This is a genomic window from Chryseobacterium sp. AC405b (genome assembly GCF_979258685.1).
In genome coordinates this window covers 1574130-1596032 of record NZ_OZ409877.1, presented here as the reverse complement: position 1 = coordinate 1596032, position 21903 = coordinate 1574130, and the positions used below count along the sequence as shown (strand labels likewise).

At 37.3% G+C, this 21903-nt stretch carries 14 protein-coding genes, 2 tRNA genes, 3 rRNA genes and 1 pseudogene; 6 read left to right on the top strand and 14 right to left on the bottom strand.

Features of this window, described 5'->3' with window-relative positions:
* Window positions 1-61 precede the first annotated feature (61 nt).
* Both ACZZZA_RS07750 and hutH read right to left on the bottom strand, forming a co-directional pair.
* Window positions 62-1561: a S8 family serine peptidase gene (locus ACZZZA_RS07750; protein WP_463430631.1), complete on the bottom strand. Its 1500-nt coding sequence runs from the start codon at window positions 1559-1561 to the stop codon at window positions 62-64.
* 265 nt (window positions 1562-1826) lie between these two features.
* The gene (gene hutH / locus ACZZZA_RS07745; protein ID WP_463430629.1) at window positions 1827-3317 is read right to left on the bottom strand and encodes a histidine ammonia-lyase; all 1491 of its coding nucleotides are present in this window, start codon (window positions 3315-3317) and stop codon (window positions 1827-1829) included.
* Between the two features lie 127 nt (window positions 3318-3444).
* Here hutH and ACZZZA_RS07740 point away from each other — a divergent pair, with 127 nt between their 5' ends.
* Together ACZZZA_RS07740 and uvrC are read left to right on the top strand one after the other, a co-directional pair.
* The gene (locus ACZZZA_RS07740) at window positions 3445-4209 is read left to right on the top strand and encodes a hypothetical protein (protein WP_463430627.1); all 765 of its coding nucleotides are present in this window, start codon (window positions 3445-3447) and stop codon (window positions 4207-4209) included.
* Window positions 4210-4295: 86 nt separating this feature from the next.
* Window positions 4296-6090, top strand: a pseudogene (uvrC, locus tag ACZZZA_RS07735) (excinuclease ABC subunit UvrC).
* Window positions 6091-6143: 53 nt separating this feature from the next.
* Here uvrC and ACZZZA_RS07730 read toward each other — a convergent pair.
* On the bottom strand, window positions 6144-6968 hold the full coding sequence (locus ACZZZA_RS07730) for an anti-sigma factor (protein ID WP_463430625.1): 825 nt from the start codon (window positions 6966-6968) through the stop codon (window positions 6144-6146).
* Window positions 6969-6974: 6 nt separating this feature from the next.
* The gene (locus tag ACZZZA_RS07725) at window positions 6975-7541 is read right to left on the bottom strand and encodes an RNA polymerase sigma factor (protein ID WP_463430623.1); all 567 of its coding nucleotides are present in this window, start codon (window positions 7539-7541) and stop codon (window positions 6975-6977) included.
* A 129-nt stretch (window positions 7542-7670) separates the two neighbouring features.
* Between ACZZZA_RS07725 and msrB the strand changes: the two genes are divergently transcribed.
* Both msrB and ACZZZA_RS07715 read left to right on the top strand, forming a co-directional pair.
* On the top strand, window positions 7671-8150 hold the full coding sequence (msrB, locus tag ACZZZA_RS07720) for a peptide-methionine (R)-S-oxide reductase MsrB (protein ID WP_463433748.1): 480 nt from the start codon (window positions 7671-7673) through the stop codon (window positions 8148-8150).
* Between the two features lie 136 nt (window positions 8151-8286).
* The gene (locus tag ACZZZA_RS07715; RefSeq protein WP_463430621.1) at window positions 8287-8856 is read left to right on the top strand and encodes a fasciclin domain-containing protein; all 570 of its coding nucleotides are present in this window, start codon (window positions 8287-8289) and stop codon (window positions 8854-8856) included.
* A 62-nt stretch (window positions 8857-8918) separates the two neighbouring features.
* Here the strand turns inward: ACZZZA_RS07715 and ACZZZA_RS07710 are convergent, their stop codons facing one another.
* From ACZZZA_RS07710 to ACZZZA_RS07700, 3 genes are read right to left on the bottom strand one after another with little or no spacing between them, the layout of a single operon-like run.
* On the bottom strand, window positions 8919-9683 hold the full coding sequence (locus ACZZZA_RS07710) for a hypothetical protein (RefSeq protein ID WP_463430619.1): 765 nt from the start codon (window positions 9681-9683) through the stop codon (window positions 8919-8921).
* A 26-nt stretch (window positions 9684-9709) separates the two neighbouring features.
* A complete protein-coding gene (locus ACZZZA_RS07705; RefSeq protein ID WP_463430617.1) occupies window positions 9710-10792 on the bottom strand; it encodes a putative type IX sorting system protein PorV2 in 1083 nt (360 codons plus the stop codon).
* A gap of 13 nt (window positions 10793-10805) precedes the next feature.
* Window positions 10806-11684, bottom strand: a complete 879-nt coding sequence (locus tag ACZZZA_RS07700; RefSeq protein ID WP_463430615.1) for a DMT family transporter — start codon at window positions 11682-11684, stop codon at window positions 10806-10808.
* 385 nt (window positions 11685-12069) lie between these two features.
* Between ACZZZA_RS07700 and ACZZZA_RS07695 the strand changes: the two genes are divergently transcribed.
* Window positions 12070-13698, top strand: a complete 1629-nt coding sequence (locus ACZZZA_RS07695; protein WP_463430613.1) for an acyl-CoA carboxylase subunit beta — start codon at window positions 12070-12072, stop codon at window positions 13696-13698.
* A 182-nt stretch (window positions 13699-13880) separates the two neighbouring features.
* Window positions 13881-14351 carry a VanZ family protein gene (locus tag ACZZZA_RS07690; RefSeq protein WP_463430612.1) on the top strand — a complete coding sequence of 157 codons (471 nt, stop codon included), beginning with the start codon at window positions 13881-13883 and terminating at the stop codon, window positions 14349-14351.
* A gap of 596 nt (window positions 14352-14947) precedes the next feature.
* Here ACZZZA_RS07690 and rrf read toward each other — a convergent pair.
* From rrf to gcvH, 7 genes are all read right to left on the bottom strand, one after another.
* Window positions 14948-15055: ribosomal RNA gene (gene rrf, locus ACZZZA_RS07685) — 5S ribosomal RNA — on the bottom strand.
* A gap of 149 nt (window positions 15056-15204) precedes the next feature.
* Window positions 15205-17966, bottom strand: a 23S ribosomal RNA gene (locus ACZZZA_RS07680).
* Between the two features lie 203 nt (window positions 17967-18169).
* A tRNA-Ala gene (locus ACZZZA_RS07675) sits at window positions 18170-18243 on the bottom strand.
* A gap of 89 nt (window positions 18244-18332) precedes the next feature.
* Window positions 18333-18406 (bottom strand) — tRNA-Ile (locus tag ACZZZA_RS07670).
* Window positions 18407-18626: 220 nt separating this feature from the next.
* Window positions 18627-20142, bottom strand: a 16S ribosomal RNA gene (locus ACZZZA_RS07665).
* Together the 16S, 23S and 5S rRNA genes with 2 tRNA genes alongside form the textbook arrangement of a ribosomal RNA operon.
* A gap of 966 nt (window positions 20143-21108) precedes the next feature.
* Window positions 21109-21468: a VanZ family protein gene (locus ACZZZA_RS07660; protein ID WP_463430610.1), complete on the bottom strand. Its 360-nt coding sequence runs from the start codon at window positions 21466-21468 to the stop codon at window positions 21109-21111.
* Window positions 21461-21838 carry a glycine cleavage system protein GcvH gene (gene gcvH / locus ACZZZA_RS07655; RefSeq protein WP_463430608.1) on the bottom strand — a complete coding sequence of 126 codons (378 nt, stop codon included), beginning with the start codon at window positions 21836-21838 and terminating at the stop codon, window positions 21461-21463. Before gcvH ends, ACZZZA_RS07660 begins: the two co-directional genes overlap by 8 nt.
* Between the last annotated feature and the right edge of the window lie 65 nt (window positions 21839-21903).

Here is a 21903-nt window from a genome sequence, read left to right as displayed (position 1 = left end):
CTTCAAAAAAAATAAAGCTTCCAGAACGAAAGCTTTATTTGATTATTTCTGAAAATTAAGTTTATTGAACGGCCTGTAAAACATTGATATTTCCGTATCCATAATCTGCATTTTTTGTAGGATAATAAGTGGAAGACTGTCTCATTTTATTTAAAACCTGATCTCTTGTCCATGAAGGATTTTTTGACCAGACTAAAGCCGCAATTCCTGCTGTGGAAGCCGTAGCAACAGAGGAACCACCTACATAATCTGCCTGCGCATTGTAATAGCTCAATACAGGAATATTACTTCCGGAAGCTCTTTCCATTTGATAAGTGAAATCAATCTCACTACCTGAATGACAGACATCACATTTCTGATTTGAAGTATTTTCTTTTACACCTGTGATTGCTTGTGTTTCTGGCATCCAAGCCGGGAAAATCACCCCAACGAAAGTGGTGAAACTGGTAGACGTTCCACCGGCACAGAAAATTAGTTTTCCTTTTGAATAAGCATATTTTACTCCGTCTTCAATTTTTCCGACTGAGAAAATGTGTCCCATCGACATAGAAATAATTTTCACTGAGGTATTATTTCCTAAAGCCGTAAAAGCTGTTTTTACTCCTTCCTGCTCATGATAACCATCTAAAACTACATTTGAAGCGGCACGATAAGAAATTAAATTAGCGTTATAAGCTACCCCAACAGGTTGTCCCTGATTATTTCTAGGAGACGCCATCGCTGAAGCCATACTTGTGCCGTGACCGCATTTATCGTCTGACCCGTCGTAACCCGAACTCCACGGCCATACAGAATCTACATAAACTCCGTTTTTACTGATTGTTCTGCCGGAAGACAAACCATTATTAAAGCTGCTTCCCAAAAGACTTTGATTGGATGAAACTCCCGAATCAATCAACCCGATGGTAATTCCTGCTCCTGTACTGTAATTCCAGGCATTGGTAATATTATGTTTAGCGAATGACCACGGCGCTTTTGCATTAGGACTTACTGTTGTGAAATCTGCTGAGTTTAGAGCTGTCGACTCATATCCGCAACCAGAACTGCTGCTTGATTTTGCGACACCATTTACTTTATTTTCATTTTCAAAATACCGGTAATCAGCCGGCTCAAAATAGCGGATTGATTTTAATTTTCTCAATGCAATTACAGTTTCCTGTTTTTCAATGTAAACATCAATTTGATTCAAATATTCATCGGATGCCATGAGAACGCGGTCTTTTTTACCTTCATATTTTGAAATTACTTCCAGAATTTCGTTCTGTAAAGTTTCAGAATTTGAGGATTTACTTCTGTCGAAATCATCTTTAGAGTCTCCGAAACCGATTGAAGCAATTTTATTTCCCCGAAAAATTCCGCTCCACAAAAAATGAGATGAAGATTCATTCCAGGAAAATTTCCCTTTAATTTTGGTGGTTTCGTTGATTTTTTCGTTGATCTGTCTTGCACTCAGCGGATCGGTCTGTACAATTTCATTTTCAACAGCGGATGTCTGAAGATCATCATTGCTGCAAGAACTCAAAGCGAAAACAGTGAGCAGGAGGAATACACATTTTTTCATATAAAAATATTTTGATTTGGTTTTACCAATTTAATATTTTCTGTTGAATTACAGATACTTGATGATTGAAATTTAATATTGAAGGCATAAAATTTTTAAGCTTAACATTAAACGCAAAGACAAACTAAGATGATTTTAAAATATTAATTCTTTTAAGATAGACTAAGGCGTTTCACTTATTTTTGAAAAACACGGTTTACTCGTTACTTCAAAATAAAAAAAGCTTCCGATGTGGAAGCTTCATTTATTTAAAAATGTATTAAACTTAAAAATTTACAACAAATTGTCTCTCATTAATCAATTCCGCAATCGCTAAAATATCTTTCCCAATTAATCTGTCATCCTCAAGCTTGTCAACTTTTGTACGAAGAATTGCATAATTTTCTTCAATGATTTTCGAGCATTTTGCAGGTCTTCTGAATTCTAAACCTTGCGCTGCAAACATCAATTCAACCGCTAAAATATTCACCAAATTCCCTAAAACCTGATTAAATTTTCTACCCGAAATACTTCCCATTGAAACATGATCTTCCTGACCCAAACTTGTAGGAATAGAATCTGCCGAAGCCGGGAAACAAAGTGTTTTATTCTCTGTAACCAAAGCTGCAGAAGTATATTGCGGGATCATAAATCCTGAATTTAAACCTGAACTTTCCGTCAATAATCTTGGTAAACCATATTTTCCTTCCAATAATAAATAACTTCTTCGGTCTGAAATATTTCCCAATTCAGCTGCCGCCAAAGTTGCATAATCTAAAGGCATTGCCATCAATTGTCCGTGGAAATTACCTCCCGAAATAGATTCTTCAGCACTTAAAACAATCGGATTGTCGGTTACAGAATTCAATTCTGTTTCAGCCATTAACTTTAAATGTTCAAAAGCATTTCTACTTGCACCGTGAACCTGAGGAACGCATCTCATTGAGTAAGGATCTTGTACTCTGTCGCAATATTCGTGAGCTTGTAAGTTATCAGAATTCTTTAAAAATTTAACCATTCTCGCCGCTACTTTTTTGCTGCCTTCAAACGGTCTGATGTCGTGAAGCTCTTTTTTAAACGGACTTGCGGAACCTCTGTATGCTTCAAGACTCATTGCCGCTGTCATATCTGCTAAATCTAAAAGATATTCGAACTTCTCAAGACCTTTTATAGCATGGGCTAAGATAAATTGCGTTCCGTTGATCAATCCCAAACCTTCTTTCGGACCTAAAACCAAGGGTTCAAGGTTGTGTTTTTCAAGAATTTCAGCAGTTTCGAAAATTTCATTTCCAACCCAAACCTGACCTAAACCTAAAAGTGGCAAAACCAGATGTGACAAAGGCGCCAAATCTCCCGAAGCGCCAACAGAACCCTGCTCCGGAACAACAGGAATGATGTCTTTTTCGAGCATCAAAATTAATCTTTCAATCACTTCCAGAGAAACTCCCGAAAAGCCTTTTGACAACGCATGAACTTTAGCAATGATCATGATTTTAGAAAATTCTTTGTCAATAGGTTTTCCAACGCCGACAGCATGAGAAATAATTAAATTATACTGCAGCTGCGCCGTTTCGTCAGCTGAAATTTTAACATCACAAAGTGGGCCGAATCCTGTATTGATGCCATAAACACAACGATCTGACTCTACAATTTTCTTTACATTATCCTGAGATCTTAATATCTGTGCTCTTGAATTTTCATCTAACTGTGCTTTATTGGGTATTTTACAGATTTCCAAAACATCGTGGAAACTCAAAACGTCTACTCCGTATATCATTTCAAAAAATTTCCCTAAAAATACACATTTTGAAGAGAACTGAAAATGCAAAACAGAGGTCTTAATTTATTTTTAAAAACAAGCAAATTATTTATTATTTTTACGCCTTAACATTAAAACTAAATGTATGAAAATTAAAGCTTTATTATTGGCTCTTTCTTTGATGAGCATTTCAACTTTTGCACAGGAAAAAGTAAAATACACGAAAGAACAAATCAAAAAAATGGAACAATATCTTTTTAACGAAGGATTTCCTGGTCCATCAACAGAAAAAATCTCAACCATCATTTCAAAAGACGGAACTATCAACAAAGGATATTGCGACAATATTGAAACCAAAAAAGGTCAGATTTACGAAATTTCCATCAAAGACAGTGCTACGAAAAAGCAGATGGTTTTCAACGCAGACAATGTGAGCGAAATGTACATTTACCCTACGAAATTGGCGAAAATCTTGAAAGTTGGAAAACACATGACTAACGTAAGAAGCTTAAGCACTAAAAAACTGAGTAAAAATACAACTGATGGTCAAATTCCATTTGTAAACCAAACCGTTTCGTTGAAAAACAAAAAAGATGATAAAGAGTTTTTAATGCAATTGATTAATCCTGAATTTAGCGAAATTATTTCTGTTTATCATGATCCAAGAGCAAAGGAAACTTCGGGTATGACTGTAGGATTTGGGATGCAACTTGGTGGCGGACTTGCAAAATCGTTTTATGTAAAAAAAGGAGACAAAGTTCTTTGGCTTCATAAAGATGATTTTGAAGACAACTATGATTTCTTATTTGGTGACAATGCAGAATTCATGAAAAAATATCCTAAAAAATCTGTAGAATGGGGATTTTTCAGCTTTTTGGTGAATGAATATACCGAAATGACAAACGGATAAAATTATTTAAATATAAATCTGAAAGCTGCAGAATTCTACAGCTTTTTGTGCTTTTAAATAACAGCAGGATTCCGTAATTTTGTTTTATGAATCCTTCTTTAGAATTACAGCTTAAAACTTTACCTTCAGAACCCGGCGTTTATCGTTATTACGATAAAAACGGAAATCTATTGTATGTAGGTAAGGCAAAGCATTTAAAGAAAAGGGTTCTCTCCTATTTTAATAAGAATCTTCCGGGATATCGTATCAAAATAATGGTTGGTAAAATCCATCGACTGGAAACTACGATTGTCAACAGCGAATATGATGCACTTTTATTAGAAAATAATCTGATCAAAGAACATCAGCCTTTTTACAACGTGATGCTGAAGGATGACAAAACGTATCCTTGGATTTGCATTAAAAATGAAGATTTTCCAAGAATTTTTTTAACCCGGACAAAGATTAAAGACGGTTCGGAATATTATGGTTCCTTATGCGAAAGTGCGCCCCGCAAAAATTCTTTTAGATACCATTAAACATATTTACAAACTCAGAACCTGTAACCTCAATTTAGCGCCAAATAAAATTGATGAAGGTAAATATAAGGTCTGTCTGGAATTTCATATCAAAAACTGTCAAGGACCTTGTGAAGGTCTTGAAAGCAAAGAAGAGTATGATGAAAAGATTGATGCGATAAGAGGAATCATCAAAGGTGATTTCCAGACTGCGAAGAAATATCTGACGAATCAAATGATGAAATATGCAGAAAACCTAGAGTTTGAAAATGCACAAACCATCAAAGAACGACTGGATATTCTGGAAGATTATCAGGTAAAACACACGGTTGTAAATCCCAATATTGATGATGTGGATGTTTTTGGGATGACAAGTGATGAAACTGCAGCTTACGTTAATTATTTTAAAATAAGAAACGGAAATATCATCCAGAGTTTTACCACTGAGATTAAAAAGATTATTGAAGAAAGCGATGAAGATATCTTAGAAGAAGCTTTAATTGAAATCCGTCAGAAATTTGAATCTGATTCAAAAGAAGTTCTCATCCCGTTTCATTTGACGCTTGAAATTCCGAATGTGAAATTGATAGTTCCAAAAATGGGCGACAAAAAACGCATCGTCGAACTTTCTGAAAAAAACGCAAAAGAATACAGAATCGAAAAGCTGAAGCAGGTACAAATTGTAGATCCGGAGAGACATTCAAACAGAATCATGGCTGAGATGCAAAAACTCTTGAGAATGCCTGTGGAACCTCGTCATATTGAAGGTTTTGACAACTCAAATATTCAAGGAACCAATCCTGTTTCAGCGTGTGTAGTTTTTAGAGACGGAAAGCCCAGCAAAGCAGATTACAGGATTTTTCACCCCAAAACGGTAGTAGGTCCCGATGATTATGCTACGATGGAAGAAGTGATTTTTCGACGGTACAAAAGAATGCTGGATGAGGGTGAAAACTTGCCTCAACTGATTCTGATTGACGGTGGAAAAGGACAACTGTCATCTGCCATAAAAAGCTTAAAATTACTTGGATTATATGGTAAAATAACCATCGTAGGTATTGCAAAAAGACTGGAAGAAATATTCTTTCCGGAAGATCCTATCCCTTTATATCTTGATAAAAAATCTGAAACTTTAAAAATTCTTCAGAGAGTACGTGACGAAGCCCATCGCTTTGGAGTAAGACATCACAGGACCAGACGAACCAATTCTACAATAAAATCTGAACTTGAAGAAATTCCGGGAGTTGGTGATAGAACCATTGAAATGCTTTTATCTAAATTAAAGTCGGTTAAAAGAATCAAAGAAGCTAATCTCGAAACTCTAGAAGAGATTTTAGGAAAAAGTAAGGCAAAAATTGTACACGATTTTTTCAACAAACCATAAAAAAACAGCTTCAAAAATTTGAGCTGTTTTATTTATTATTTTAATCTGATCTCCTAAACTCCGCCCATTACATACATATTCTCCATTGTAGGAACTGCACTTCCGCCCTTTTTCTCAAGAGTTATTGCAAATGCCTGTGCGTTGGTAATATTTGAGATAGCGATCATGCTGTCTATGTCTTCAGAATACATTCCTGCACTTACAGGTTTGCCGTCTGCAATCGCCCAAAGTTGATATTGCATCCCTTCCGGAGCTTTTGGCAGAGTATTTGCAGATAGATAAATATCTTTAGAATTAGTATCCCACAGTACCGTTGCTTTAGCTTCAGGATGTTTTTCAACACCTGCCAATACAACCTTTTTCATATTTGGGTTTGCAAAAACATCTAATTTTTGCTGCATATTTTTCATAGCAACTTTATTAGCATTCCTTTCACCTTCCATTTTCGCTAACTGATCATCAATACTAGATTGATTGCTCATCCAGTAAAGATTAGTTCCCATACTTATTAAAAATAATAAAGATGCTGCAACTGCGAAATTCTTCCAATTGCTGCCTTTGTTATCTTTAACATCCTGAACATTTATCTCCTCATCAATTTTATGAACATTATTTTGGATCGGAATGACAGGTTTTTCAATTTCTACTTTTTGTTCAAACTGAATTTTCTCCCAGATTTTAGATTTTAAATCAGCGGGTGGTGTCACAGCCTGCGCAGTGGCAAGCATTTCGAAAGTTTTTTGAGCCTCTTCAAAAGCTTCTTTTACTTCATTATTGTTCTTCATCACACACTCCAGAATACCTGCTTCCTCGGGAGAAGCATGACCTAGAATGTAAGATTCTAGAATTCCGGATGATATGTATTCTTTGCTATTCAATTTATTTTATTGATAATCTTTTAATAAATCTTTTAATTTCATCAATGCATTACGCATTTTCGTTTTTACAGTACCTAAAGGCATATTCAGTTTTTCTGATATTTCACTCTGCGTATAGCCCTGATAATAAGCAAGATTTATAAGCTCTTGTTTATCAGAGTCCAGTGTTTCAAGTACATTACTAAAACCAATAAAATCAGAATTGTTTGTAGTTGAAAGTTCCGCTTTGTTATATACGAAATCAGGTAGTGATTGGTTTTTTAATTCGTTCTGAAAGCTTTTAGATTTCAAATAATCAATTGCTGTATTTCTAGCAATATTGATCATCCATGTATAAAATCTACCTTTAGCAGTATCATATTGATGGATAGAATTCCAGATTTTCATAAAAACATCCTGAATAATTTCTTCAGTATATTCTTTTGACTGCACAATACGAAGGATAACACCATATAATGCCCCAGAATAGTGGTCATATAAGTGGTGAAAACCAGATTCGCTCTTATCTCTGAGCAAAGCGATTAGTTCGTCCTCCGAATAGATTGTTTTAATATGATTTATTTTACATTTCAAAAATAACAAAATAAAACTTACCATCACCAAAATCTTTCAAAAATTTTATCTCGTATATAATAATAAACAATTATTATCTATATAATGAAAAATACGATCTACAAAATACTTTCAGGTATCCTTTTTTTTATGATGTTTGGAAATTATGCAGCACAGACAGAAAACTTTAAGACAAAAAACCCATACTATTCTAAAAAAAATACCGCTCCTTTGAAAGTGAGCAATAAAGAATGGAAGAAAATTCTAAAACCTGAATTGTACAAAGTTGCCAGAGAAGGCGCAACTGAAATGGCGTTCACAGGTAAATATTATGAATTTGATGTAAAAGGTACTTACTATTGTGCAGTCTGCGGAAACGCCTTGTTTTTATCCACTTCAAAATTTGCTACAACCTGCGGATGGCCATCATTTTATGAACCATTAAGAAAAGACGGTGTAAAATATAAAAAAGACCTTTCTTATAATATGGAACGTACAGAAGTTCTTTGTGGAAGATGCGATTCTCATCTGGGTCATATTTTTGACGACGGACCAAAACCTACCGGAAAAAGATTTTGCATGAACTCTGTTTCTCTGGAATTCAAACCTAATCAAAAATCGAAGAAATGAAATTAATTTATTGATTTACAATTAAATACAATAAAAATTAAAAAAAATTAAAACTAAATTTCATAGACTGTCGTATATGCTAGTAATACAGAAAGAAACTCACAACTCAAATAATAATAATTTAAAAATCAATACAATGAATACTAGATCAAAATTTGTAGCATTAGGAATGGTAGCATTATCATTTGCATTAAGTGGAAATGTGGCTGCACAAAAAATGAAAGAAAAGACGGTAATGGTTGGCGGAGCGCCAATGTATCCTTCTAAAAATATCGTTGAAAACGCAGTAAATTCTAAAGATCACACGACTTTAGTTGCTGCAGTAAAAGCAGCAGGTTTGGTAGAAACTTTACAAAGCGCTGGTCCTTTTACAGTTTTTGCTCCTACTGATGCGGCTTTCGCAAAATTACCTGCAGGAACTGTTGAAACTCTGGTAAAGCCTGAAAACAAAGAGATGCTTACAAAAATTTTAACCTATCATGTACTTCCCGGAAAATATAGTTCAAAGCAAGTTAAGGCAGCTGTAAAAGCTGGAAATGGAAAAGCAATGATGAAAACTGTTGCAGGAGAACAGCTGACATTTTGGACAAAAGGGAATGATGTATATGTTACTGATGCAAAAGGTAACAAAGCAAAAGTTACAATTGCTGATGTTAATCAGTCAAATGGTGTTATACATGTAATAGACACTGTACTATTACCTTAGTTTTAGTTTTTTATGGTTTATTTTAAGGAAGCCTTATCTGAAGTTCAGGTAAGGCTTTTCTTTTATTTCAGAATGAAAATTTCTTTAGAATAATCATCGTTGCCCTTTGGCATTTCAATAACGATGTTTCCGTTTTCATAATACCCGATGGTAGATTCTCCTGACTTTAGTTTTACTTTAAAAGTATCTTTTTTACTTGTCGATCTGAAAGTTGCAAAAGGTACAGAACTATTACTTTCAACCAAAATAAATTGGCTATCGTCAATCTGAACTTTTTGTAAGCTTATTTTTCCGTTGCTATATTTACCGGTTTCATTTGAAGCAGTATTTACAGTTTGAGCAACAACTTCTTTTACAGGTTCAGCCGACTGCACTTCCTGAACAATTGCCATCTCAGTCTGAGCAGCAATCGCTTTCGGTACCGAAACCGGAATTGCTACTAACGACTGCCTTAAAGCATCCTGATAACCTTCCAGATATTCTTTTATTGAAGTGCTTCCTTTTTGGGTTGCAATAGTCTTCCCATTGCAGTCTTTGAATTCTAAGATCACTTTGTTTCTTAGAAATCCACTATCATTAATTACATCGGCATTTAAAACTGAGCATGGGTTTGAATTAGCTTCAGCAGGCCATTGATTTCTATTTCCGGAAACTACGACATATTGCTTTTGCTTAAGGGTTTTAGTAAGCAAAACATCCATCTTGTACTGATCACCTTTAAAACCGCTGAATTTCTCCGGCAGTGCAATATATTTGTAATCGGAAACTTTTTGTGCATATGAAAACGTAAAACACACTGTTGCGATTATTATTGAAAGTTTCTTCATTTTTTTATTTAAATTACTTCTGAATTTTAATCATTTCTAAACTCTCCCATATCCAATTTCAGAGAAAAGAAATTAGAAAAGAAATTGGATCCGCCAATTCCTGAATTACTGATGGCATAATCAAGGGTAAGACCTCTATATCTGATTCCTAAACCTGCACTCGGCTGAAAAGAAACTTTTCTACTCAAATCTTCAATATCAGTAATCGACTGAAACCTGTTGACTCCCAGTCTTACAAAAATCATCTTTTGATATCCTATTTCTGCACCTGCATAAGGGGTAATACTGGCAAAATCTGTTGAAAGAAGAGCTGCCGTTTTAGCAAAATCTACATTAATTCCTGCTTCGGGCAAAATATAAACGCTGCTGTTGATTTCAAATAACTTACTTGCACCGGCATTTAATTTTGGCATCGTCAATTCCATTTTATCTGTAGGTGCAGGGTTAAACTCTTCACCATTAACGACTGTTGTAAGCTCATCCTGGTTAATGCTCCAGAAATTGACAGTTGTAGTGGCATCACGAAGCATACCTCCGAATTTCCACCCGTTATCTGCTTTATATATTGCTCCTACATCAAAACCGAAACCGTAGCCGCTTGCAAATTTCCCTACATTCCTGTAGACAATTTTCGCATTGACACCAACGTCTAATTTAGGATTTCCACCCGGATGAAATGCGTAGGAAATGATGCCCGCATAATCGGACTGAGAAAATTTGGTGATTTTATCGTAATCAATATTTCCTTCAGTATCAATTAGCTGAGTTGTATTCAAAATATTATCAACTCCCAATCTAACAATTGATACACCAAAAACTCCCTCTTCCAGAACTTTAGCATACGCCAGGTAATCATATTTCGCAATCGATTCAAAATATTCTGCATGCATCGCAGCTCCTTGCCAGTCTTTAGTAATTCCATTTAAACCTGCGGGATTCCACATTGGTGAATAGACGTCATCCTGATTAGAGATTACTGCACCACCCATAGCCAAACCCCTCGCTCCTGCGCCAATATTTAGGAATTCATTGGAGTATTTTCTGATAATCTGAGATTGAGAAAACCCAAATAATAGGGAAAATAGTAGTAAAAGATATTTTTTCATCATGCAAATTAGATGCTTAGTTAATTGTTTTTTGTTTCTTACTTTTGATCAGAGCGTTGGCTACAATGGCTAAAATCATTACGAATGATGCCACGTAAAATATAGAGCTCATATGTTCTGATTCTCCAAAGATAAAAAAAGCTAGTATAATTCCGTAGACTGGTTCCAAATTTACTGTTAAAATTAATGTGAAAGGAGAAATATATTTCATCAGCTTCACCGATTCCAGCATTGGGAATGCTGTGAAAACACTTGCCAATAAGCATATTAACGCCAAATCCTTATAATTTATTTCGTTCATTTGAAATATTTGTCCTGATAATAAATAAAATACAGACAAAATAAGCCAACCGCTGAAAATTTCGTAAAAAATAATGTTTCCCGGACTGGTTTTACCAAATAGTTTTCCATTAAAAACCGAGAATATCGTCCCGAAAACTGCGCAGAGAATTCCAAAGAAAATGCCTTCTTTATATTGAAATTCTGTTTTAAAAATAAGCAGAATACAGGCAACAATAACAATCCCCATGACGACTTCTGAAACATCAACTTTTCGCTTAAAAACCAAAGGCTCTAAAATTGCTGCAAACAATGTCGACAATGACAAACAACTGAGCGCAATTGAAACATTAGAAACTTTAATCGAATAAAAAAAACAAAACCAGTGCAACGCCATGAAAAATCCTATGGCCGCAAGTTGTAAAAAAAGTTTTTTTGAAACTTTAATGCTTTCTTTCTTAAAAATTCTGATGAAGATAAATAGAAATATTGCAGCAAACAACATTCTGTAGAAAACCAAAATATGAGCATTTACAGTAATCAGTTTTCCTAGAATTGCAGTAAATCCCCACAAAAAAACAATCAAATGCAATCTGAAAAGAGCTAATTTTTGCATATTTAATATATCAAATTTAAAAAAGTAAATTTACAAATAGCATTTTATTAAAACGTTACTATTTAACGATGATCATAAGAAAATTTAGACAGAAACTAAATGAGACAAAATTTAAAAAAATCACAAAAAACCCTGAAAGTCTATAGAACTTTCAGGGCCTTCAAATAATAAACTATTAAAAAAATAAACTAGGAACAGAGGATTTATAACGGAGTAATCAGCTCCTTTCCTCTTATGTAAAAATATAAAAAAAACAAACATAAAAAAACTTATCTATGTTAAATATTTCATAATTTTCTGATTTTCATCATGTTAAATCATAAAAACTTATCGAAAATTATTTTTCATAAAAGTAGTATCTTAGGCACATTAAAATAGAAGTTTTATGGATATTGAATTCAACAAAAGGGAAGATCAAAACAAATTAAAATTATCTGAAATAAACCGTCTACTTGCTGAAATAAAAAAAGGTGGTGGAGAGAAGAGGCTTCAGAAGCTGCGTGACGAAGGAAAAATGACGGCAAGAGAAAGAATTGACTATCTTCTTGATAAAGATTCAGATTCTATTGAAATCGGAGCTTTTGCAGGTTACGAAATGTATGAAGAACATGGTGGTTGCCCAAGCGGAGGTGTTGTTGTGGTGATGGGATATGTTTCTGGAAAACAATGTCTTGTAGTTGCCAATGATGCTTCTGTAAAAGCGGGCGCATGGTTTCCGATTACAGGTAAGAAAAACCTGAGAGCACAGGAAATTGCTATGGAAAATAAGCTTCCGATTATTTATCTGGTGGATTCAGCAGGAGTTTATCTTCCAATGCAGGATGAGATTTTTCCTGATAAAGAACATTTCGGCAGAATCTTTAGAAATAATGCTAAAATGAGCGCAATGGGCATCATTCAGATTTCAGCTGTAATGGGAAGTTGTGTTGCAGGTGGTGCTTACCTTCCTATTATGAGTGATGAGGCGATGATTGTTGACAAAACAGGATCTATTTTCCTCGCCGGAAGTTATTTGGTAAAAGCTGCTATCGGTGAAAGTATTGATAATGAAACTTTAGGTGGTGCCACAACTCACTGTGCCATTTCCGGGGTGACTGATTATAAAGCTAAAGACGATCAGGATGCTTTAAACAGAATAAAAAACATAATGAAATCTATCGGTAGCTATGATAAAGCTGGTTTCGACAGAATTGAGAGTTTTCCACCAAAAGAAAAAATAGATAATATTTTCGGAATTATGCCGGTTTCCCGTGCAGACCAATATGACACTTTAGAAATCATAAAATGTTTGGTTGATAATTCTGAATTTGAAGAATACAAATCTGATTATGGTAAGAGTATCATTTGTGCCACAGCAAGAGTTGATGGCTGGTCTGTAGGTATTGTTGCCAATCAAAGAAAACTGGTAAAAAGCGGTAAAGGTGAAATGCAGTTTGGAGGGGTGATTTACTCTGATTCTGCTGACAAAGCAACGAGATTTATTGCTAATTGTAACCAGAGAAAAATTCCATTGATTTTCCTACAAGATGTGACTGGCTTTATGGTCGGTTCTAAATCTGAACATGGCGGAATCATTAAAGATGGTGCAAAAATGGTCAATGCAGTTGCTAATTCTGTAGTTCCTAAGTTTACTATTATTACAGGAAATTCTTACGGTGCAGGAAATTACGCAATGTGCGGAAAAGCTTACGATCCGCGACTGATCGTAGCTTGGCCTTGGGCAGATTTAGCAGTAATGGGTGGTTCTCAGGCTGCAAAGGTTTTAGCTCAAATCCAGGAATCAACATTGAAAAAACAAGGAAAAGAGATTACCGAAGAAGCACATAAAGAAATTTTAGACTCAATCTCTAAAAAATACCTGAAACAGACAGAAGCTACATATGCTGCCTCAAGATTATGGACAGATGCCATTATCAACCCAATTGATACCAGAAAATGGATTTCTATGGGAATTGAAGCTGCAGATCATGCTCCTATAACAGAAAAATTTAATTTGGGAGTTATTCAAGTCTGATTACAAAAATCACAAATACAAAATCAAGCCTTACTTTAACAAGTGAGGCTTTTTTATTATGTTAAATATTATTAAACAATTATAAACTGTCTTAAAGGCATAATATAAGGGTAAGATTCTTGTTGTATAAAGGAAAACTAATAGCATTCCTCTTTTTAATTACTAATCCCAAAAGGAAACCTATGAAAAGATATTTTGCAGTATTTATCACCTTATACACAATTGTTTTATTATATATGATGTTTTATGCTTCCGGAAGAGAGCCATCTGAAATATCGTACATTCAGCATCATCCATTTACTACAATACAACATTTTTTTAATGATCATAATATAGATAATCAAGCTTTTATAGTCAATATTTTTGGTAACATATTTTTGTTTAGTCCGTTTGGTTGGCTAGGCTTATGCGCTAAAAAATTTAATCGTTTAGTTCCAATTACTTTCTTTTTTTTAATTATGATAAGTATTATCGAATCTATACAGTATTTTTCAGGTCGCGGTGTTGCAGATATTGATGATGTATTTCTTAATACTATCGGAATGCTTTTAGGTTTTATTTTATTCAAATATGCAACTTGGAAAAATATTGCAAATATTAAATTTCACTTTGAGTTATTAGAAAACAAAAAAAGAGCTTCAACAACTGTATAAAATTAATCTATTAAGTATAATAGAATGCTATTATATAATTTGCTCAAAGTAGAATAAAATTATCGTGTATTAATTCTCAAGACTGAAGGATTCTTTTACTTATAAAACAGATCATAAAAAATTTGTATCACTAAATAATAGTATACTATATAATTTGTTATTTCTTATTTATAACACATTATATTTTCTGATATCCCTGTGAACAAAAGAATGCTGTACAAAATTGTACGGAAGCATGTAATTTATTTTTATATAAATCATCTGTACAGCTATTTCTATTTTACCTTAAGTTCAGATTTTTTGCATAAGTATAAGTATGTTTTTTCACTTTAAAGTTTTCCTGGATCTATTTCCGTAAACCGGTTTTTACTTTCTTTCGGATAAAAAAAGACTTTATAACCAAATACTAGCAATAAAAAAACTCCCCTACTATTGAGTACAGGACTTTTTTGGGTTGATTGTTATTAGTAATTGATTACTTGTTATAACAAAAAAGACTTCTACTTTTCAGTAGGAGTCTTTTTTTAGGAGTGTTTTGTTGAATGTATTGCATAAAAAAAGCTCCTCAATCTTTCGATTGAGGAGCTTTAAAAAAAAACTGGCGGCGACCTACTCTCCCGCTTTCGCAGTACCATCGGCGCTGGTGGGCTTAACTTCTGTGTTCGGAATGGGAACAGGTGAGCCCCACCGCTAAAACCACCCTAAAGGTTGTATATAAGATATCAGAGGATAGATTTCAGATTTCAGACTTTTTTAGTCTGTTATCTGATGTCTTATTTCTGACATCTGTTTTAAGCGATAAGAATATTCACAAAGAGAGAACCTTGATTGCGCAATTAAGCGATGCCAATTAGGCTATAAATCTACGGGTAATTAGTACTACTCGGCTATGCTGTTACCAACTTTACACCTGTAGCCTATCAACGTCGTCATCTCCAACGACCCTTAAAAGATGTCTCATCTTGAGGCGAGTTTCGCACTTATATGCTTTCAGTGCTTATCTCTTCCAAACGTAGCTACTCAGCGGTGCTCCTGGCGGAACAACTGATACACCAGAGGTTTGTTCAATTCGGTCCTCTCGTACTAGAATCAAGCCCTCTCAAACATCTAACGCCCGCAATAGATAGAGACCGAACTGTCTCACGACGTTCTGAACCCAGCTCGCGTGCCACTTTAATGGGCGAACAGCCCAACCCTTGGAGCCTTCTCCAGCCCCAGGATGTGACGAGCCGACATCGAGGTGCCGAACCTCCCCGTCGATGTGAGCTCTTGGGGGAGACTAGCCTGTTATCCCCGGAGTACCTTTTATCCTATGAGCGATGGCCCTTCCATACGGAACCACCGGATCACTATGTCCTGCTTTCGCACCTGATCGACTTGTAGGTCTCACAGTCAAGCACCCTTATGCCATTACACTCTACGCACGGTTACCAAGCGTGCTGAGGGTACCTTTGAAAGCCTCCGTTACTCTTTTGGAGGCGACCACCCCAGTCAAACTACCCACCACGCAATGTCCTTCTAAAAGAAGTTAGGCTCCAAGTAAGTAAAGGGTGGTATTTCAACGTTGACTCCACAAACACTAGCGTGCCTGCTTCAAAGTCTCCCACCTATCCTACACATTACTTACTCAAAGTCAATACGAAGTTATAGTAAAGGTTCACAGGGTCTTTTCGTCCCATTGCGGGTACTCGGCATCTTCACCGAGACTACAATTTCACAGAGCTCATGGTTGAGACAGTGCCCAGATCGTTACACCATTCGTGCAGGTCGGAACTTACCCGACAAGGAATTTCGCTACCTTAGGACCGTTATAGTTACGGCCGCCGTTTACTGGGGCTTCAGTCAAACGCTTCGCATTGCTGCTAACGCCCTTCCTTAACCTTCCAGCACCGGGCAGGTGTCAGACCCTATACAGCATCTTTCGATTTAGCAGAGTCCTGTGTTTTTGATAAACAGTCGCCTGGGCCTCTTCACTGCGGCCAACATTGCTGTTGGCGTCTCTTCTTCCGAAGTTACGAGACTATTTTGCCTAGTTCCTTAACCATGATTCACTCTAGCACCTTAGGATTCTCTCCTCGACTACCTGTGTCGGTTTTGGTACGGGTTGCTTCACTTCGGCTTTTCTTGGAAGCACTTTCCTTACAGCAACTTCGCCCGAAGGCTAGGTCTTGACTATTCCGTCAGTCTCCAGTAAGTACGGCACTCCGTCCCCTTTTTAGTGTGAGCAAGTATGGGAATATTAACCCATTGTCCATCCACTACCCCTTTCGGGTTCGCGTTAGGTCCCGACTAACCCTCAGCTGATTAGCATGGCTGAGGAAACCTTAGTCTTTCGGTGAGCGGGTTTCTCGCCCGCTTTATCGTTACTTATGCCTACATTTTCTTTTCTGTACGCTCCACAATAGCTCACGCTACTGCTTCTGTGCAAACAGAATGCTCCCCTACCAGATACAACCCGAGGTTGTAAATCCATAGCTTCGGTACTCTATTTATGCCCGATTATTATCCATGCCGGACCGCTCGACTAGTGAGCTGTTACGCACTCTTTAAATGAATGGCTGCTTCCAAGCCAACATCCTAGCTGTCAATGCAGTCCAACCGCGTTGCTTCAACTTAATAGAGATTTGGGGACCTTAGCTGTTGGTCTGGGTTCTTTCCCTCTCGGACACGGACCTTAGCACCCGCGCCCTCACTGCCGTGGAACATTTATTAGCATTCGGAGTTTGTCAGGAATTGGTAGGATTTGACTCCCCCGCATCCAATCAGTAGCTCTACCTCTAATAAACTTATACACGACGCTGCACCTAAATGCATTTCGGGGAGTACGAGCTATCTCCCAGTTTGATTGGCCTTTCACCCCTACCCACAGGTCATCCGAAGACTTTTCAACGTCAACCGGTTCTGGCCCTCCACTTTGTGTTACCAAAGCTTCAACCTGCCCATGGGTAGATCACAAGGTTTCGCGTCTAATCCTACTAACTATACGCCCTATTCAGACTCGCTTTCGCTCCGGCTCCGGACCTGAAGTCCTTAACCTCGCTAGTAAAATTAACTCGTAGGCTCATTATGCAAAAGGCACGCCGTCACCCAACTTGTGGGCTCCGACCGCTTGTAGGCGTACGGTTTCAGGTTCTATTTCACCCTTCTATTCGAAGTGCTTTTCACCTTTCCTTCACAGTACTTGTTCACTATCGGTCTTTCAGGAGTATTTAGCCTTGGAGGATCGGCCCCCCCATATTCAGACAGGATTTCACGTGTCCCGCCCTACTCATTTATCATCTATGTATGCCTTTCAAATACGGGGCTATCACCCTCTATGGCTGTTCTTTCCAGAACATTCTTTTAAACATATAAAGACTTTTGGGCTAATCCGCGTTCGCTCGCCACTACTTACGGAATCTCTTCGATTTCTTTTCCTCCGGGTACTTAGATGTTTCAGTTCTCCGGGTTTGCTCTCCTTGCGGAGTGACTGGTCTTCAACCAGACGGGTTGCCCCATTCGGACATCTGCGGATCAATTCGTGTGTGCCGATCCCCGCAGCTTTTCGCAGCTTACCGCGTCCTTCTTCGCCTCTGAAAGCCTAGGCATCCGCCATACGCCCTTAACGATTTCTTTCCTAATTATTAATTAGTTCAGTATTTTTGTCTAATATTGCTATTAAACTATTTTGTAAACTCAAACGCTTAATTGCGCTCGGTTTTCTCTTTGTGATATTTTTACCGTTAATGTCAATGATCTTAATTCTTTCTGCTCGTCTGATAAATGGATATTTGTTTTGGCTCTATCCATCTTACTTTTAAATCAAACTCACAAAACTGTGGAGAATAAGGGAGTCGAACCCTTGACCTCCTGCGTGCAAGGCAGGCGCTCTAGCCAGCTGAGCTAATTCCCCCTCTAGTAGACTTCAGATGTCAGATTACAGACTCTAGACCTAAATGTCTCACGTCTCATATCTGATGTCTTCCCGTCTTTTACAATTAGTAGTCTCGGGCAGGCTCGAACTGCCGACCTCTACATTATCAGTGTAGCGCTCTAACCAGCTGAGCTACGAGACTTTGTTTAGATGTTAGATTTTAGACACTAGATGTTAGACTAATCTCTAACTTCTAATTTTCTAACCTCTATTTTCTAAATCTCTCCCTCTGATACTAATTTCTAGTGGGTTTTGTATTTTTATAATATAAGCAACCGAGTAAAAAACTAAAACGTCTTTCTTTAAGTAAGTACATGATACATTTAAGTATCTTTTTTTGTTTATCGTCTAATGACGCTCTAAAATGAGATGTTCCAGCCGCACCTTCCGGTACGGCTACCTTGTTACGACTTAGCCCTAGTTACCTGTTTTACCCTAGGCAGCTCCTGTTACGGTCACCGACTTCAGGTACCCCAGACTTCCATGGCTTGACGGGCGGTGTGTACAAGGCCCGGGAACGTATTCACCGCGCCATGGCTGATGCGCGATTACTAGCGATTCCAGCTTCATAGAGTCGAGTTGCAGACTCCAATCCGAACTGAGACCGGCTTTCGAGATTTGCATCACATCGCTGTGTAGCTGCCCTCTGTACCGGCCATTGTATTACGTGTGTGGCCCAAGGCGTAAGGGCCGTGATGATTTGACGTCATCCCCACCTTCCTCTCTACTTGCGTAGGCAGTCTCACTAGAGTCCTCAACTTAATGCTAGCAACTAGTGACAGGGGTTGCGCTCGTTGCAGGACTTAACCTAACACCTCACGGCACGAGCTGACGACAACCATGCAGCACCTTGAAAATTGTCCGAAGAAAAGTCTATTTCTAAACCTGTCAATTCCCATTTAAGCCTTGGTAAGGTTCCTCGCGTATCATCGAATTAAACCACATAATCCACCGCTTGTGCGGCCCCCGTCAATTCCTTTGAGTTTCAATCTTGCGATCGTACTCCCCAGGTGGCTAACTTATCACTTTCGCTTAGTCTCTGAATCCGAAAACCCAAAAACGAGTTAGCATCGTTTACGGCGTGGACTACCAGGGTATCTAATCCTGTTCGCTCCCCACGCTTTCGTCCATCAGCGTCAGTTAAGACATGGTAACCTGCCTTCGCAATTGGTGTTCTAAGTAATATCTATGCATTTCACCGCTACACTACTTATTCCAGCTACCTCTACCTTACTCAAGACCCGCAGTATCAATGGCAGTTTCATAGTTAAGCTATGAGATTTCACCACTGACTTACGAGTCCGCCTACGGACCCTTTAAACCCAATAAATCCGGATAACGCTTGCACCCTCCGTATTACCGCGGCTGCTGGCACGGAGTTAGCCGGTGCTTATTCATACTGTACCTTCAGCTACTTACACGTAAGTAGGTTTATCCCAGTATAAAAGAAGTTTACAACCCATAGGGCCTTAGTCCTTCACGCGGGATGGCTGGATCAGGCTCTCACCCATTGTCCAATATTCCTCACTGCTGCCTCCCGTAGGAGTCTGGTCCGTGTCTCAGTACCAGTGTGGGGGATCACCCTCTCAGGCCCCCTAAAGATCATTGACTTGGTGAGCCGTTACCTCACCAACTATCTAATCTTGCGCGTGCCCATCTCTATCCACCGGAGTTTTCAATATCAACTGATGCCAGTTAATATATTATGGGGTATTAATCTTCCTTTCGAAAGGCTATCCCCCAGATAAAGGCAGGTTGCACACGTGTTCCGCACCCGTGCGCCGCTCTCAAAGTCCCGAAGGACTTCTACCGCTCGGCTTGCATGTGTTAGGCCTCCCGCTAGCGTTCATCCTGAGCCAGGATCAAACTCTCCATTGTATGTTTGTCTGACTCACTCAAAGTTATTGACGCTTTAGTCTTTTCCTTACTTGGTTGTTATATCTATGTTTCAATGATCTCTTCTCTTACGCTTCCTCAGCTACCCTTTTCTGTCGTTGGGCGTTGCCGTATTTGCGTGTGCAAAAGTAATAATTTATTTTGTCCTGACCAAATGTTTTTTGAAGAAATTTTAAAGTTTTTTAAGTAACCCTAAACACCCTCTTTCTAAACATTCAATCTACTACTCCTGCGCTCCCCGTATTGGGATTGCAAAGATACAAATCTTTTTCATCCTCACAAATTTTTATCGCTAAAAATTTATTAATAATTGAAAAGTTTTCCTCTCTCCTAAAGTAATATAAACTACAGCCCTAAAGCTCTCCTGCGCTACTGACATACTCTCGTTTTCAGTGGGGCAAAGATAGAAACTTTAACCCATCCAACCAAAAGAAGTTAACATAATGTTGATCTTTAATTCATATTTAAACCTAAAATACTGAAAATGTGAGAGAAAAATTTTTAAGAACAAGGGCGTGTGATGCGGTCGTTATATGGAGCGTAGGAGAAACGAGGCGTGGGACTTGGATCGGTTGAAGAAAATATAAAAGTAAATGGAACTGTTTTTTTAAAAGCTATCTGGGATTGATGAGTTAAAAGGCTTTAAAAAGGGTTTTTGGAGAAGGCGGAATCAACATCGGAGAGAAACCTTATATATTATTATAGTATAGGGTTGTGATTATTCTTAATCCGTCCTAAAGGAGCTTATATTTTATTATCAAAATTATGCTAAAATTTTTAGCTCTTTGGAATGAAAACCATTCAACCGGTATATATTATACAAGAACTCAAAAATCTTAACCGGAAGAAAAATTCACAAAACGCAACTTAAATAAACTAATTATTACCAAAACAACATTATTTAAGAAAAGTGAATAATATAAAATAGGAAGAAATATGAGAACTATTCTAAAAATAACGTTTGATAAGTACCTTATATATATAGTATCCAACGAGGCAGCCAATAGTATCTGCTACAATGTCTAAACTTTCCATAGATCTGCCGAGATGCATCTCTTCCTGCAGGATTTCTGTGAGGAATGCATATATAAGGATAATTTGAAAGAAATAAGAGAACCTGATTCTCGGGAAAGCTGCCATGAATGAAAAACCAAGCATTGAAAATATTCCCAAATGCAAAACTTTATCGATCCCATCGAACATAAAGAAATATTCGTGGTTTTCTTCGCCGGGACGAAGGAGCATATAGGTAAGAAATGCCCAGTAAATGGGCAGTATCTTTATAAATATGTTTGAAATCTTATCCAATGATTGCTTGGTATTCTTCGGCAGAAAGTAATTCTGACTGATCCGCACCTTCAGCAATTTCTAATTTGATAATCCAACCGTTTCCGTAAGGTTCTGTATTAAGTAACTCCGGCTGATCTTCTAAAGCTGCGTTGAACTCGATCACTTTTCCCGAAATCGGCAAGAACAAATCTGAAACTGTTTTTACAGCTTCTACACTTCCGAAAACGTCTCCGCCATTGATGTCATCATCTACTGTATCTACATCTACGTAAACAATATCTCCCAGCTCTCCCTGTGCAAAGTCTGTAATACCAATGGTAGCGACATTACCTTCAATCTTTACCCATTCGTGATCTTTAGTGTACTTTAATTCTGATGGTGTGTTCATTTTAATTTTTTATTTAATACTGACAAATTTATTCAAAATAGAGATATGCTCAAAGAAAAATAAAT

What these genes read in the sequence shown, in the direction of transcription:
- ACZZZA_RS07750 (WP_463430631.1), bottom strand. Translation starts at nt 1,561, where the DNA reads ATGAAAAAATGTGTATTCCTCCTGCTCACTGTTTTCGCTTTGAGTTCT.
- ACZZZA_RS07700 (WP_463430615.1), bottom strand. Translation starts at nt 11,684, where the DNA reads ATGCAAAAATTAGCTCTTTTCAGATTGCATTTGATTGTTTTTTTGTGG.
- ACZZZA_RS07715 (WP_463430621.1), top strand. Translation starts at nt 8,287, where the DNA reads ATGAATACTAGATCAAAATTTGTAGCATTAGGAATGGTAGCATTATCA.
- hutH (WP_463430629.1), bottom strand. Translation starts at nt 3,317, where the DNA reads ATGATATACGGAGTAGACGTTTTGAGTTTCCACGATGTTTTGGAAATC.
- ACZZZA_RS07740 (WP_463430627.1), top strand. Translation starts at nt 3,445, where the DNA reads ATGAAAATTAAAGCTTTATTATTGGCTCTTTCTTTGATGAGCATTTCA.
- ACZZZA_RS07705 (WP_463430617.1), bottom strand. Translation starts at nt 10,792, where the DNA reads ATGATGAAAAAATATCTTTTACTACTATTTTCCCTATTATTTGGGTTT.
- gcvH (WP_463430608.1), bottom strand. Translation starts at nt 21,838, where the DNA reads ATGAACACACCATCAGAATTAAAGTACACTAAAGATCACGAATGGGTA.
- msrB (WP_463433748.1), top strand. Translation starts at nt 7,671, where the DNA reads ATGATGTTTGGAAATTATGCAGCACAGACAGAAAACTTTAAGACAAAA.
- ACZZZA_RS07690 (WP_463430612.1), top strand. Translation starts at nt 13,881, where the DNA reads ATGAAAAGATATTTTGCAGTATTTATCACCTTATACACAATTGTTTTA.
- ACZZZA_RS07695 (WP_463430613.1), top strand. Translation starts at nt 12,070, where the DNA reads ATGGATATTGAATTCAACAAAAGGGAAGATCAAAACAAATTAAAATTA.
- ACZZZA_RS07710 (WP_463430619.1), bottom strand. Translation starts at nt 9,683, where the DNA reads ATGAAGAAACTTTCAATAATAATCGCAACAGTGTGTTTTACGTTTTCA.